12 protein-coding genes are annotated in these 14,941 nt (G+C 39.8%); 10 read left to right on the plus strand and 2 right to left on the minus strand.

Going from position 1 to position 14,941, the window contains the following annotated elements; genetic code table 11:
* Positions 1–166 precede the first annotated feature (166 nt).
* The 4 genes from G603_RS0112315 (at position 167) to G603_RS0112330 (ending at position 5,847) form a co-directional block, all read left to right on the plus strand.
* On the plus strand, positions 167–1,591 hold the full coding sequence (locus G603_RS0112315) for an ATP-binding protein (protein WP_026670416.1): 1,425 nt from the start codon (positions 167–169) through the stop codon (positions 1,589–1,591).
* Positions 1,592–1,767: 176 nt separating this feature from the next.
* Complete coding sequence (locus tag G603_RS0112320) at positions 1,768–2,439, plus strand: methyltransferase family protein (protein ID WP_026670417.1); 672 nt, start codon at positions 1,768–1,770, stop codon at positions 2,437–2,439.
* A 929-nt stretch (positions 2,440–3,368) separates the two neighbouring features.
* Entirely contained in the window at positions 3,369–4,754 is a 1,386-nt protein-coding gene (locus tag G603_RS0112325; protein WP_026670418.1) for an MATE family efflux transporter, read from the plus strand.
* On the plus strand, positions 4,723–5,847 hold the full coding sequence (locus G603_RS0112330) for an SLC13 family permease (RefSeq protein WP_026525226.1): 1,125 nt from the start codon (positions 4,723–4,725) through the stop codon (positions 5,845–5,847). Before G603_RS0112325 ends, G603_RS0112330 begins: the two co-directional genes overlap by 32 nt.
* 81 nt (positions 5,848–5,928) lie before the next feature.
* On the opposite strand, the gene G603_RS0112335 is transcribed toward G603_RS0112330, so the two are convergent.
* Both G603_RS0112335 and G603_RS21580 read right to left on the minus strand, forming a co-directional pair.
* Entirely contained in the window at positions 5,929–6,285 is a 357-nt protein-coding gene (locus G603_RS0112335; protein WP_026525225.1) for a hypothetical protein, read from the minus strand.
* A gap of 30 nt (positions 6,286–6,315) precedes the next feature.
* Positions 6,316–10,065 carry a chemotaxis protein CheB gene (locus tag G603_RS21580; RefSeq protein ID WP_051207806.1) on the minus strand — a complete coding sequence of 1,250 codons (3,750 nt, stop codon included), beginning with the start codon at positions 10,063–10,065 and terminating at the stop codon, positions 6,316–6,318.
* Between the two features lie 118 nt (positions 10,066–10,183).
* Here G603_RS21580 and G603_RS0112345 point away from each other — a divergent pair, with 118 nt between their 5' ends.
* The 6 genes from G603_RS0112345 (at position 10,184) to G603_RS0112370 (ending at position 14,941) form a co-directional block, all read left to right on the plus strand.
* Entirely contained in the window at positions 10,184–11,368 is a 1,185-nt protein-coding gene (locus tag G603_RS0112345; protein WP_026670419.1) for a response regulator, read from the plus strand.
* A gap of 291 nt (positions 11,369–11,659) precedes the next feature.
* Complete coding sequence (locus G603_RS0112350) at positions 11,660–12,571, plus strand: ABC transporter ATP-binding protein (protein ID WP_026525223.1); 912 nt, start codon at positions 11,660–11,662, stop codon at positions 12,569–12,571.
* A 2-nt stretch (positions 12,572–12,573) separates the two neighbouring features.
* Positions 12,574–13,494: an ABC transporter permease gene (locus tag G603_RS0112355; protein ID WP_035793096.1), complete on the plus strand. Its 921-nt coding sequence runs from the start codon at positions 12,574–12,576 to the stop codon at positions 13,492–13,494.
* A gap of 12 nt (positions 13,495–13,506) precedes the next feature.
* Positions 13,507–13,941 (plus strand): LytTR family DNA-binding domain-containing protein, encoded by a 435-nt coding sequence (locus G603_RS0112360; RefSeq protein ID WP_026525221.1) that lies wholly within the window; start codon positions 13,507–13,509, stop codon positions 13,939–13,941.
* A gap of 1 nt (position 13,942) precedes the next feature.
* Entirely contained in the window at positions 13,943–14,380 is a 438-nt protein-coding gene (locus G603_RS0112365; protein WP_026670421.1) for a DUF3021 family protein, read from the plus strand.
* Positions 14,381–14,536: 156 nt separating this feature from the next.
* Complete coding sequence (locus G603_RS0112370) at positions 14,537–14,941, plus strand: helix-turn-helix domain-containing protein (RefSeq protein WP_026495573.1); 405 nt, start codon at positions 14,537–14,539, stop codon at positions 14,939–14,941.

Below are 14,941 nucleotides of genomic sequence, written 5' to 3' on the forward strand. Positions count from 1 at the left end.
TAAATGAATAGCCTCAATTGAAAATTTTCAGAGTTGACTTAGTAAGATCCTTATGCAAAAACTATAAAAGCCTGATTGAAATATAAGTGTCGGCATGTTATATTAATTCAAAGAGATTTTATTAAAAACAATTTGAATAAAAATGATTTGAATTAAGGAGAGCCATATGTTCATTGGACGAGAAAGAGAATTAAAATCGCTAAATGAAGTATATTCCAAAGCGGGCTTCGGAATGACCATTATATATGGCAGACGAAGAGTAGGAAAATCGTACCTTATTACAGAGTTCATAAAAGATAAGAAGGCCATATTCTACACAGCAACAAAGGTGGGTTCAGAAAGGAACTTAGAGTTTTTTTCAAAACAAGTCCTGGACGTTCTTAATCCTGAATATAGTGATGCGACCTTCCCATCAATTGAGAGCGTACTTGATATTCTGACAAAAAAGCTAAGTGAATCTGATGAAAAGATCATACTTGTAATAGATGAGCTTCCATATTGGGCTGAGAAGGATGAAGCACTCTTATCAATCCTTCAGAAGTATATTGATACAAAATGGCTTGATAAGAATCTGATGCTGATACTTTGCGGATCGGCACTTAGTTTTATGGAGAAAAAGGTCCTTAGTGAAAAGAGTCCTGTCTTTGGAAGGAGAGACGCTCAGATTAAGCTGGAAGCATTTAATTACAGAGATTCAGCGCTATTTGTTCCGGATTACTCATCGGAAGATAAGGCTATATGCTACGGCGTAACAGGAGGAGTTGCAAAGTATCTGTCACTCTTTGATCCTAAAAAGAGCCTTGATGATAATATCAAGCGTCTATTCTTTAATACAAACGGATATCTTTTTGATGAAACAAAGAATCTTCTTACCCAGGAATTTGCTGATGTAACTCTTGTAAATAACGTTATAGAACAGGTAGCATCAGGAGAAAATGCCCTTAATATCATTGCATCCAAAGTAAAGGAAAAGGATCCGACAGTTCTCTATTCCCTTGAAAAGCTGATAGATGTAGGTCTTGTAGAGAAGAAAAAATGCATCACAGAGGAAAAGAACAAGAAAAAGACTCAGTATGTACTAAAGGATCATATGTTTAAGTTCTGGTATGAGTTTATTCCCAAGGCCATTAGCGTAATAGAGATGGGGCAGGGAGAACTCTACTATGAAAAGGTTGTAAAGCCAAAACTCCATGAATTCATGGGAAGTGTTTTTGAAGAAATGTGCAGATACTATACTTTAGAGCAGGGAATCCAGGGAGCATTTGGATCATTCTTAACTGAGACCGGAACCTGGTGGGGCGTAGAACAGCTTCAGGATGCGGAAGATAAGTGGTATCAGCAGGCAACAGACATAGACGTTGTTGGCATTTCCACAATAGATAAGACTGCTGTTATCGGTGAATGCAAGTTTAAGAATGAGAAAATCGATAAAGGAATATATGAAACCCTGGTCGGAAGAGCAAGACTCATTTCCGGTAAGTACAATATTACAAAATATTTGCTGTTTTCACTTAGCGGATTTACAGACTGGTTTAATGATATAGATAAGACAAATCTTGTTCTTATCACAGTTGATGATATGTATAAGTAACATTTGCACCTGCCATTTTTCCCGGAGGATTTCGTATGAAGGATGGACACTATGAGAACATCTGTCCATATTACCATGAACTGTAGCAGGGTCGCTTCCTGTAGTTCGTCGATACACCGTGGCAAATCTTAAACCGGCGCATATGCTGATGATACGGTATGAGAAAAGGAGATAGTATGAACGGTAAATTATTTGCACAGGCAATCATAAAAGTGATCTCGGGGGTGCTCCTGATGGGTATTCTTCTGTTTATACCCGCGGGATCTTTTTCCTATTGGAACGGATGGCTTCTGATGGCAGTTTTGTTTGTTCCCATGATCGTAGCGGGATTTGTCATGATGAAGAAAAGCCCGGAACTGTTACAAAAACGGCTGAACGCAAAAGAAGAGCAATCTGAGCAGAAAACGGTCATCGTATTGAGCGGACTGATGTTTTTTGCCGCTTTTGTCGTAGCAGGGTTAAATTTCCGGTTTGGCTGGATCGTTTTACCAAATTGGATCGCCTATGCCGCAACCGCAGTGTTTCTGCTTGGCTATTTGATTTATGCGGAGGTTCTTAGGGAAAACGCTTACCTTTCCAGAATTGTCGAGGTGCAGGAAAACCAAAAGGTGATAGATACCGGCCTTTATGGGATTGTCAGACATCCGATGTACTCGAGCACCCTTCTTTTGTTTTTATCAATGCCGCTTGTACTTGGATCGGTTATATCTTTTGTTATCATGCTTGTATATATCCCGATCATCGCGAAACGCATCCGCAATGAAGAACAGGTACTTGAACAAGGACTTGCGGGATATTCCGATTACAGGAAGCGGGTAAAGCACAAGTTGATACCGTGGATCTGGTAAACGGTACTGTTGTTTCAGGGATGATCGGCATATTGTCAGAGGAGCTTTATGGATAATACTATTTGTGATTAGTGGAAATGCTATTCATCCTCGTAGAATAACAGGGAAAATGGCTCAGGATAACGTGGATGGTTAGGGAAAATGCTATCCATCCCCGTAAGAATGGCGGGAAAATGATTCAGGATTACGTGAATGGTTAGGGAAAATGCTATTCATCCCCGTAAGAATGGCGGGAAAATGGTTCAGGATTACGTGAATGGTTAGGGAAAATGCTATTCATCCCCGTAGGAAAGGCAGGAAAAGCGGCTCAGATTACGGGGATGGAGTGGGAAAACACTATTCATCCCCGTAGGAAAGGCAGGAAATGCGGCTCAGATTACGGGGATAAGGCAGGAAAGCTCTATTTATCCCCGTAAAGAAGACAGCGAGCAAGTAGCGCAAATGAATTAAATGTTTATAAAACTCGACCAAAAATCATCACTTTGCATTTATGAGAATTTATAGAAATTTAAGATTTTGCCAAACCTCTGAAAAGATTAGAAATTATATGGGGACAACGAATATGTGTTACATTACAGATTTAAATATTAGTAACAGATAAGACAGAAATAACAGATTAGACAGATTTTACAGAATCAATATAAAATTTTAGATATAACATAAAATATCATTACCATATAGATAAAACAGATGATTTTAAAGGAGAATATTATTGCAGCTCCGGAACGTGGTAAGGTAATGTTTTGCATTCCTTATTTGGCAGATTATGTAAAACAGGAAGCAGTCAATTCGAGTGTAATTAGCGTTGCCAGACAAAGAGGCGTGTAAATGGTTTCATTTGAGCAGCTTTTACTATTTTATTTTTTCACCAAAAGGGCGTAAACTATCAAATAGGAAACGATTAAATTCGCAAACTACCGGAGAATCCAATGTCTGAAGAGAAAACCCTTGGCCAGATTGATCTGCTGAATGGCCCGATAATGAAATCTATCATAATATTCGCAGTGCCAATCGTTGTGTCCATGCTTTTTCAGCAGCTGTACAATGCGGTGGATACGGCGATAGTGGGCAATGTTCTTGGTGAGAATGCCCTTGCGGCGATTGGCTCAGTGGCTTCGGTTTTTGAGCTTATAGTATATTTTGCCACCGGATCCTGCGGTGGTTTTGGAATAGTTATAGCGAGAGCCTACGGCTCGAAGGATGAGAATCTTATAAAAAGAGCGGTTGCGGGCTCATTAAAGCTGGGCTTTGTGATGGTGTTTGCTTTCACACTGCTTGGTATGATCGGAATGCCCTATCTACTTCATGCCATCAACACACCTGATGAAATCTACGCTGATGCACTTTTATATATCAGAATCGTCACAGCGTTCCTGTTTGTGACATTTGCATACAATTTCTTCTCAGGGATATTGCGCTCCATCGGTAATTCAGTGATGCCGCTGATTTTCCTTATAATTTCATCTGTCCTTAACGTGATCCTTGATTACAGCTTCATCGCCATTCTCAAAATGGGCGTGGACGGCGCAGCAATAGCAACAGTCATATCACAGGCATTTTCAGCCATATTGTGCCTGATTTATCTTCTGAAAAAAGTAAAAATCCTCATTCCGGGACCGGAGCATTTCAAGACAGAACCGGAACTGATAAAGGACCTGGCAGGGCAGGGAATTGCCATGATGTTCATGTCTTCAATAGTCAGCATCAGCTCTGTCATTCTCCAGTCAGGCATAAACGGAATTGGAACCCAGATTATTGCAGCCCATGTAGCAGCAAGGAAAATAATGGGTCTGGCTGCTCTGCCATTTATTTCCGTGCCGGTGGCCGTATCCGTTTTCGTGTCCCAAAACAAAGGTGCAGACAACAAGGATAGGATTCTAAAAGCCATGAAGGAGTGCTACATCTTTTTCTTCATAGGAGCAGCCGTAATGGCGCTTATTCTCTGGACAACAGCTCCTTTTCTTATAAGGCTGATTTCCGGATCTGATAACCCTGTAGTGATCCAAAACGGCGCAAAATATCTCTATGTCCTTGGACCATTTCTGTGTGTTCTTGGCATCATCAATTTCAACCGAAACTCCCTGCAGGGAATCGGTTACAAGATCGTTGCTGTGATCTCCAGCGTAATAGAACTTTGCGGAAAAGTTATGTTTGTGATACTACTTATTCCCAGTTTCGGGTATAATGCTGTAATATGGTGTGAGCCATCTATTTGGATTTTCATGGCCATGGAGCTTATCTGGGCCTGGAATTCCAATGATTATATCAAAGGGGATAGTAGTAATGAAAAAAATAATAAGCAAGTTAAAATCTGATCCTGTCCTTGCGGCAGCATGGCTTCTCGCCGTGATCTCAGCTTTTTTCGTGCACCCGGGAAAAGATTATCTCGGTTATATAGATTTCAGGTCGCTGGGCATCCTATGGGGACTGATGATCGTGGTCCAGGGTTTCAGGGAGAACTCCATTTTTGAAAAAATAGGAGAAATTCTTCTCAAAAAGGTTTCAAAAGGATGGCAGGTAGCGGTAATCCTCATCCTCATGTGTTTCTTCGGAAGCATGCTTATCACAAATGATGTGGCGCTGATCACCTTCGTGCCCTTCGCACTTATGACACTTCACAACTGCAAAAGAGAAGATATGATGATCCCTGTGGTAGTGTTGCAGACCGTGGCAGCCAACCTTGGAAGTATGCTTACTCCCATCGGAAACCCTCAGAATCTCTATCTGTACGGAGTTACAGGCATGAGCATGGCGCAGTTCATCGGATGTATGCTGCCGTATTCGATACTGGCGCTGGTTCTTCTTATGATATCCGTGCTGTTCATTCCAGGAAAAAAGGAAGGTCTTGGTGACAGGACAGACACTTACCACATAGTAAAAAGCTTCGGAAGCACCGGGCAGGTGGTCATATACTCCATCCTGTTTGTAGTTGCACTTCTTACGGTACTTAGAATAATTCCATGGCAGATCATGGCGGGTATCATCCTGGTTACCGTGGCAATCCTTGATGGAAAAATTCTGCTGAGAGCAGACTACATCCTGCTTCTTACCTTTATAGGATTCTTCATTTTTACAGGAAACATAGGAAAAATCCCTCAGATCCGCGATATTCTGCAGAATCTTGTTCAGGGAAAAGAATTCATAACATCTGTTATAACAAGCCAGTTTATCAGTAATGTGCCTGCGACATTGCTTCTTACGGATTTTGCAGGAGACTACAAAGAGCTTCTTGCAGGTGTAAATGTAGGAGGTCTTGGAACTCTTATCGCATCAATGGCCAGCCTGATTTCTTTTAAGGCATATACCAATGATTACAAAGAAAAAACAGGCAAATATCTGCTGACCTTCACTCTTGTGAACATCGCATATCTGGCTGTTTTCATAGTGGTTCATATATTTGTACGTTAAAATCGGAAAAAATGCCTGTCACTTATACATATCACAAGTTCTGTAAAGGTGACAGGCTTTTTATAACTAACAGAAAATAAATCATTCTAAATGTAAGGCTTTGATTAAAGAGTCTCTGAGCTTTTGTGCTGCCTCAAGGTCGCTTTCCAGCGTTGGACGTATTTCTTCGTAGCGCAGATCATCTGTAAGTTCGCACATAGCTTTGAAAAGCGGCGTCAACGAGAGATCGACACAGGAGCCTTTCATTCTGTGAGATATGACAAAGGCATCCCTGTATTGTTTTTTCTCAATTAATTTACACATATCATTCCAATCATTATTTGATACAAAAGCATCAACAAGACTGAGGTAGAAGACTTCGTCGCCAAGCATCCTTTTTATTGCTGATTCTGAATCCGCTCCCCATAAGTTAAGTGCTTCAATTTGCTTATTGTCCATACAATATCTCCTAGAAAAATGCGTAAAGTGTCAGGCCTTATCGAGCTGCTTCTGGATAGCCTTGGCAAGGCTTGCAAACAGTCTGTTTTGGTCAATTGGCTTTTCCAGTATCAGATCGATACCTGCATTCTGGCAGCGGCTTTCTACATCGTTAGCCATATCTGCAGTAAGCGCAAAGATTGGAATAACAGCTGCATCAGGCGTAGAAAGGCTTCGAATCTCTTTTGCCGCATCAAGACCCGTCTTGACAGGCATCATAAGATCCATTAAAAGGGCCTGATAATGGTAAGGATCACGTCCTTTGAACATATCAATGGCTTCCTGTCCATCTCTGGCTACTTCTGTATGAATTCCCTTTGTTTTTAACAGTTTAATAATGACTTCCGCATTTATTGTGTTATCTTCAGCAAGAAGAATGGTTTTTCCGTAGAGAATCTGATCCTCGTATTCTTCAGATTGATGCGTATGCAGTGATATCTGCTCATCTGTTGCGAGAGGATATGTAAGAACTATGGTAAACTCGGTTCCCACGCCTACGTGACTAGTGCAGGAGATGGTTCCACCCATGAGTTCTACGAGATTTTTGCATATGTAAAGACCGAGTCCTGTCCCTTCCTGGTATGGATCATCTGTACCACGATCCTGTTCGAAGGGCATAAACATACGCTGTTGGAAATCATCACTTATTCCGATACCTGTGTCTCTGATAGTGTATGTATGAACAGAAGATGTATCAGTATAGGTTACATTTGTTGTAAAGATTATCCTGCCGCCTTTTGGAGTAAATTTAATACTATTTGAAAGAAGGTTCAGGATGGATCTCTCCACATGCTTGGTGTCCATAAGGACATAACGATCCTTTGAACCATTTATCTTATATTCAAAATTAAGGCCTGCTTCACGAGCTTGCTCGGCTGTCATAGTTGAAATTGAAGTTATAAGATTTTCCTCGCGGACAGCCGAACTTATGGAAACTATTTTTCCTGCGTTAATCTTGCTTGTCTCCAGAATTTCCTCGATAAGTGTCAAAAGATATTGGCTGGAAGTCATAATCTTATCAAGATTATCCTTAAGTGCAGGTGTTATGGAATCCTCCTGAAGTGAAAGCTGTGTAAGTCCAAAGATAGCAGTGAGAGGAGTTCTCATATCGTGAGACATCTGTGAAAGGAAGGTCTCTTTTTCGCGACTTGATTTTACCGCAGCGCGAAGGGCTTTACCCATTTCATCAATCTGCTCCTGATCATCGATTTGCTTTGTAGTATCAACAAAAGTAAGAACCAGTCCTTTGAGTGCCCGTTTTTTATCGTTGGGTGAGATACCGGATTCTTCAGTTCCATTGATTTCGTGGTAAGGTGCAATGCGGATAAGATAGGTTTTTCCTGCAACGGATGCACATCGTTGTTCTACTGGTTCCATGGTATTAAGAACTACACGACATAGTTCAAGAAGATCTATTGTGGTAAAGTTAAAGCCAATGTAGCGAAGTGATCTACCTACATCCTGATCTGCAATACTGAATTCGGATGAGATGTATTCCGTATATTTTCTTATGTTCAGATCCTTGTCCACCATAAGTATTCCAACAAGGGTGGAGGACAAAAAGTTCGAGATATCGTTGTTTGCAACGGCTAGCTCTGTAACCTTGGTTTGATATTCGGAATTTACAGTATATAATTCTTCATTAACTGACTGAAGCTCTTCGTTACTTGACTGAAGTTCTTCGTTAGCGGTAAGAAGCTCCTCGTTGGCGGCCTGGAGCTCGGCGTTAGTTGATTCCAGCTCTGTTACGGTCTGGCGCAGCGAGTTTTTGGTTGCCTTTAGTTCCTGTTCGAGATCTGATATACGCTGGGATGCCGCAAAATCAACCTTATATTTCTGCATATCGATATTTGCAAGTTCGCGTCTGCGTATAAATGAAACTGCAGTAAAATCTGTTTTATCACCATGATTATCCGAGATAGGATATGCAACAATTGAAACAAATTCTGCTTTACCATCAATTTCAACAGGAATATCTGAGTATGCTTTGCGTTCGCCAGTAATTCTGGCTTCTTTAAGTGCAGTTGAGAGCGCAATTTTAATATCAGCCCTGATGAGCTGGAAAATATCCAAAGTAACTTGGCCTGTAGGAAGTGAGATGAGCCTTGAACAGTCACCATAACTTCTTACAAGCTCGTTCTTTTCATTAACAAGAACAGTCGCGGGCATAAGCGCTTCAAGAACAGAGGTGTCGAGCTCGTGCGCCTTGTAACTGGTGGTATCTTCATCGTCAATTCCAGAAACATTGATGGGCTCAATAGGGGTTTCGATATTGCTCATTGAATAGGCAAATTGCTCGTGAACGGGTGCATTCCCCTCTGCATAGTGTATGAAAATCTTTTCATCAGCGCACACAACACGGAATACATCCGCATAGTCTATAACTGATTCTGAACGACCAAGGAACAGATATCCCCTGTCGGAAAGAGCCATGTGAAAAATAGCAAAAAGATTCCGTTGCAGAACAGCCTGGAAATATATAAGTACGTTTCTGCAGCAGATTAAATCCAGTTTTCCGAAAGGAGGATCCTGGAATACGTTGTGTTGGGCAAAGATGATCATCTTTCTTATGTCATGATGAATTACATATTTGTTCCCTTTTCGTGTAAAAAATTTGGAGAGTCTTGCGACAGACACATCCTCAATTATGTTGTTTCCGTAAATTCCGCGGACAGCAGTGCTTATTGAGTCAGGATCAAGGTCTGTTGCAAATATCTTTACGCTTCTGTGTGTTGAAAGCTCTTCCATGGCTTCGGCAAACAGAATAGCAATAGAGTAGGCTTCTTCACCTGTTGAGCAGCCGGCAACCCAGACGCGCAGTTCATCGTCGGAATGAGATCTTGTGATCAACTTTTTGATGACATTCTCTTTTAATACTTCGAAGTAGTCAGGGTCACGAAAAAATGATGTGACACCAATCAGAACCTCCTTCGCAAGGATTTTTGCTTCCTCCGGGTTTGTAGTCATGTAGTTGACGTATTCCCGAAGGTTACGATTATGTGTTACTACAAGTCTTCTTTCTATTCTTCGAAGGATGGTTGTCTGCTTATAGTAAGCGTAGTTTATATTGGTGACATTTTTTAATATTGAAAAAACCTTGGAGAGAAGGTCATCATCGGTGACGCCTAGCTGTGTTTCCGCGTCTACCACAGATTTGGCAATATGCGCAAGTTCTCTGGCAATGGAATCCGGTTTTAACATAAGGTCCACAAAACCTGTACTTATTGCATTTCTTGGCATGCCATCGAACTTGGCAGACTCAGGGCTTTGAACAATAATCATACCATTTTGTTCTTTGATGGCCCTGATACCATTTGTTCCGTCAGAACCTGTTCCTGAAAGAATGACAGCAACGGAACGGTTTTCATAGGCATTGGCAAGAGAGCGGAAGAAGATGTCGATAGGGTGGCTTATCTCCTGGGGGTTTTGCTCCTTGAGACTCAAGACATTGTTATGGATTACTACGTTGTATTTGGGCGGAATCATATATATGTGGTTTCTTTCGACCTGCATTCCGTCCTCTATTTCCTTTATAGGCATTGAATTATATTTTCCAAGTATGTCAACAAGCATACTTTTGTGATTGGGAGCCAGATGCTGGATTATAACAAAAGCCATGCCGGTATTGGATGGAAGAAAAGTCAGAAATTGCTGAAGAGCTTCAAGTCCACCGGCTGAAGCTCCAATTCCTACTACACAGTGCGGTTGAATATTGACAGAAATCTCCTGAGTGTTATACATATAGTGCCTTTCTATGCTCAGCATAATAATTTTATATTTAATTCACCCATTTTTATTAGAATATATGATATTATTATCTCAAGTTTTCAGACATTTTTCCATAGAAAAGAGAAAAAACATGGACGATATTGATGATAAGAAGCTAATTGACAAACTTATTGATACAGAACATAAGTTAAAAAATAGCAATTCCTTAATTGAGCAGATGAACAGAAGTGTCAGAGGACCACTGTATTCTATCATTGAGTTTTCAAATTTGGCAAAAGAGAGTGGTTATGATGAAGTAGCCACAAAACATTACCTGGATCAGATAAACCGTGCAAGCCATTTGATGAATGCATCTATTGATGATGTTATGGCAATGCGTCAAATTACGTTGAACCATGTAAGATTGCATCCGGAATTTGTTGATATGGATGCATTACTGGATTCATTGAAAAAGGATGTTGCTAATTTTTTAAGTCCGGTGGGAATAGAGCTTGTCATAGAGAAAAAGAAGCTTAAGAACTGTTACATCAGTACAGATTATTTAATTCTTTTTCGTATTCTCCGTAAGATGATAAGAGTGGTTACAGAGATGATGTCCAATAAGGGTGTTGTTAATCTGGAAGTAGAAAATGTAGGCAACGTCAACAATTATATTGATATAAGTTTTAAAGCCTATGGGGAAGATACAACAATTACAAGCAGTAAGCTGCAGGCTTTAAGGGATGAGTTTGAAGCTGTTGAATATGATACGTATTCCTTTTTGGAAACTATGGATCCAACTATTACTATCATTAGATATTATGCGCATGAATTGGGAGCGGACACTATTAAAGCCACCTCTGATCCTGAAGAGGGAGCAAGTATACAGTTAACGATCCGTTTCTCTATGGTATCGGCTGGAGAGTATGCTGCTTTGATTAATCGCAACTTCGACTTTTCACATAAAAGAATTCTTGTTGCAGATGATGATGAGATCAATCTTGAGATTGTAGACAGGCTTCTTAGACAGAAAGGCGCGGAAGTAGTTACGGTACGTGATGGCAGGGAGGCGCTACATACATACAGGACGGAACATGGTAAATTTGATATTATACTGCTTGATATTGTAATGCCTGATATAGACGGATTATCCGTAGCAAGACAGATAAGAGAGAATACAACAATTCCTTCATCCAGGAGTATTCCAATCATAGCTATGACAGTGAATGCTTTCCACGAAGATTACGAACAGAGCATCAAGGCCGGGATGAATGCTCACCTTGTAAAGCCGATTGAATCCAGAAGGCTGTATAACACAATTGTCGAGTATATTTAAGGTTGAGAGCTCAACCTGAGCTTTTAGCCCAATTACATGATATTACAAAGACCTGACACAAGTTTTGTGATATGATTCCCCTAAAGTAGACAATGGAAATAACCATGGAAAATTGAGGCAAGAAATTGCATTTCACCCTATGAAAAGTGTAACTCACCGCAGTTACGCTTTTTTTATGTCTCAAATGCGATAATATCAATTTCGTAAGAAAGAACTACAGTAGCAACAAACACTTTTGGGAAGAAAAAGGATACCTGATTAGGATAATAAATCAGAGGAAAGAGGTACAGTATGAACAAAGCAATTGAAGTAAGAAATCTGCAGAAAAGTTACGGTGATCTTACTGCCGTAAACAATATTTCATTTTCTGTAAATCAGGGTGAGTTATTTGCTTTTCTGGGTGAAAACGGTGCAGGTAAATCAACGACAATAAACATGCTTAGCACAATCCTTCCCAAAACATCGGGAGAAGCCTTCGTGATGGGGCATGAGCTCGGAAAAAATGATGATGAAATAAGAAAAGAGATTGGAATCGTTTTTCAGAATTCCGTTTTGGACAGCAAGCTTACAGTAAAACAGAATCTGCTCACAAGAGGCGCATATTACGGATACAGTAAGGATGAAATAATGAATAGGCTAAGGGACTTCTGGGAGGAGTTTAACTTGGAAGAAATCTGGAATCAAAAGTACGAGAAGCTTTCAGGAGGACAGAGAAGGCGAATAGATATTGCAAGAGCACTGATACATAAGCCGGGAATCCTGTTTTTGGATGAGCCCACCACAGGTCTTGACCCGATGTCACGAAAAATGGTTTGGGATTATATAAATCATCTGCGGGAAAAAGAAAAACTCACGATTTTCCTTACAACGCATTATATGGAGGAAACAACAGGAGCTGGCAACGTAGTGATCATGGACAAAGGAAACATTATAGCGGAAGGAACTCCGGCAGAATTAAGGAGCAGATACACCGCTAAAAAGCTGATCTGGTACACCCAGGCAAACGATGATAACAGAAAAATAATTGAAAATGCCGATGTATTGCAGTACAGGTATGAGGCCGACCATTACAGCATTTCAATGGACGAAGGCATAACTGATTTTGTCTGGAAAAACAAAGATCGCATTAAGGATTTCGAGATAATTAAGGGCACAATGGACGACGTATTTTTAAGACTGACAGGAAAGGAAATGGTGAGCTGAAAATGAAAAAGTTAAGAGGTATATGGGGACTTATTAAGAGAAATATGTTGGTATTTTTTACAAACAAAGGATCGATCTTTTTTTCAATGCTGACACCGCTGATAATACTTGCTTTGTATATTCTTTTCCTAAAGAATACATTGGTTTCGCCTATTGAAAAAGCAGTATCAGAGCTTGGAGAACTTGTATCAAAAGATGATATCGACAGGTTTGTAAACGGGCTTCTTCTTACAGGAATCATGAGTACGGCACTTCTTACTATACCTTACAATGCACTTGAAGTAATGGTAAAAGACAGAGAAGATAAGACTTTCTTTGATATGAGTGCCACACCTGTAAAGAGATCGGAAATAATCATGTCCTACTTTTTTGCAGCTGTAATGACTTCGTTTTTGCAGGTAGTAACTGTGATGTTTTTGGGAATAGGTGTACTTACTGTAAATGGGGGTATGTATTTTGAATCGGCGGATATTTTTAAACTGATGGGAATAGTCTTGCTTGGCACAATATCATCAACTGCTGTATTAATGTTCTTTATGATGTTCTTTAAAAATATGAGTACCTGCAGTGCTTTTATGGGAATATTGTCAGCTGTATCAGGCTTTGTAGTCGGAGCGTACATCCCGCTTTCAGAGTTTAATGAGAACATTCAGAATGTGTGTAATCTGGTCCCTTCCACAGGAATATCCATACTTATCAGGAATTATCTCACAGGCGGCGTTTTAAAGCACATGGATGAATGTATTGGTGGACTTGATAACGGAGAATTTTTGAGATCAATGAAGGAAATATTCTCTTTTAACTCGAAGGTATTTGGCGGAAATTGGGAGTTGAATAAGACTGTATTTTACATAATAATTATTACAGTTGTTTCTATATTTGCAATCAGATTCATTTATCCAAAAACATACAACAAAAACTAAAGGGGAAAAGTTTTGAAGGTCAGGTTCAATAAGATTATACCGGGAGAGGATGAATACGCAGTAATAAATGCCTGTGAGCGTTCTTCTGCGATAGATACCGCAATAGGTCTTCTCGAAAATGGGGAGCAGATAATAGTCGGATACAGGGATGGCGAAAGCATTCCCTGTCCGATTTCTAAGATATACTATATTGAAACCGTTGATGATAAATGTTTTGCATATACAAAGGACAACTGTCTTGAGATACGATCGAGACTTTATGAGATAGAAAAGAACCTCGATTTCAGATTTTTCAGATGTTCAAAATCCATGCTTTGCAATATCAGGAAAATAAAAAGTGTAAAAGCGGAGAGCAACGCAAGAATGCAGGCTGTCCTTTTAAACGGAGAAATTGTCATAATCACCAGAAGTTATGTAAAAGAGATGAAGAAAAGGTTGGGACTGTGATATGAATAGAATAAAAATAATAATCGAACAGACCATGATGGTGAGTTTTATGGTGCTCTGTTATGTAAGCATTTATGGCCTTTTGGCTATGAAAAAATATGATTACACCTTCGATTGGTATATTCCGGGATCAATTGTGCTGGCAAGTTTTATGTGCAGCGTTGTAACTGTTTTCTTTTTGTATGATTTTGATGAGAAAAATGAACAGTCCAAAGTAAGAGGTTGGGTTAGCTTGATCCTGCACTTTGTGCTGTTATATTTTGTTATAATGGGATTTGGATACCTGTGTCACTGGTACAGAGGAACATCAGGTTTCATCGTAACTTCTGTGATCTATGTCATCATATATTTCGGTGCATGGGCAGGAACCACGCTGATATTCAGGCATGATTCGAAAATAATAAGTGAAGCACTTGATAAAATCAGGGATGAAGAATAAAAAAGTGGAAGGAACTAATATATGGAATAAAGACCTGCGGCTTGACAATAGTACCCTAATTGGGTACTATTTTTATATAGATATCTAATATGGTTACTAATATAATAATACTATCCAATGTGGATACAAGTTTAAACGAACTGATGAGGCAATAATATGGCTGTAACAATAAAAGAATTAAGAGAAAATACCGGTCTTACACAAAAGGCTTTTGCTGCTAAGTTTGGCATTCCTGTGAGTACACTGAGAAAATGGGAACAGGGTGAATCCAGACCTGCTCCATATATCATGAATATGATATCAATGCTCTTACCAATGCCGGAAAAGTATTCAGAAATCATTCAGACAGCAAGTGGCGATAGATATTTCTATGATAAGAGTGCTAACAGTATTAGCGATTCTCTTGGTAACACGATACAAATAGGAGTTTCTCTCGAAGGGGTCAAGAGAGAGAATCTCCGCTTGTATGTTAAAGACATGTTTGATTCTTTTTATGATGTACGTGGGAGATTCGAGCAGGATTGCGAATATGACAAGAACGAAGATATTATATGGAGTTAA

It is taken from the genome of Butyrivibrio sp. AE3006 (assembly GCF_000424165.1).
Lineage (GTDB): Bacteria > Bacillota > Clostridia > Lachnospirales > Lachnospiraceae > Butyrivibrio.

Coding starts and splice junctions, on each gene's coding strand:
- G603_RS0112365 (WP_026670421.1), top strand. CDS start 13,943: ATGAATAGAATAAAAATAATAATCGAACAGACCATGATGGTGAGTTTT.
- G603_RS0112350 (WP_026525223.1), top strand. CDS start 11,660: ATGAACAAAGCAATTGAAGTAAGAAATCTGCAGAAAAGTTACGGTGAT.
- G603_RS0112315 (WP_026670416.1), top strand. CDS start 167: ATGTTCATTGGACGAGAAAGAGAATTAAAATCGCTAAATGAAGTATAT.
- G603_RS0112335 (WP_026525225.1), bottom strand. CDS start 6,285: ATGGACAATAAGCAAATTGAAGCACTTAACTTATGGGGAGCGGATTCA.
- G603_RS0112325 (WP_026670418.1), top strand. CDS start 3,369: ATGTCTGAAGAGAAAACCCTTGGCCAGATTGATCTGCTGAATGGCCCG.
- G603_RS0112370 (WP_026495573.1), top strand. CDS start 14,537: ATGGCTGTAACAATAAAAGAATTAAGAGAAAATACCGGTCTTACACAA.
- G603_RS0112320 (WP_026670417.1), top strand. CDS start 1,768: ATGAACGGTAAATTATTTGCACAGGCAATCATAAAAGTGATCTCGGGG.
- G603_RS0112345 (WP_026670419.1), top strand. CDS start 10,184: ATGGACGATATTGATGATAAGAAGCTAATTGACAAACTTATTGATACA.
- G603_RS0112355 (WP_035793096.1), top strand. CDS start 12,574: ATGAAAAAGTTAAGAGGTATATGGGGACTTATTAAGAGAAATATGTTG.
- G603_RS0112330 (WP_026525226.1), top strand. CDS start 4,723: ATGAAAAAAATAATAAGCAAGTTAAAATCTGATCCTGTCCTTGCGGCA.
- G603_RS21580 (WP_051207806.1), bottom strand. CDS start 10,065: ATGTATAACACTCAGGAGATTTCTGTCAATATTCAACCGCACTGTGTA.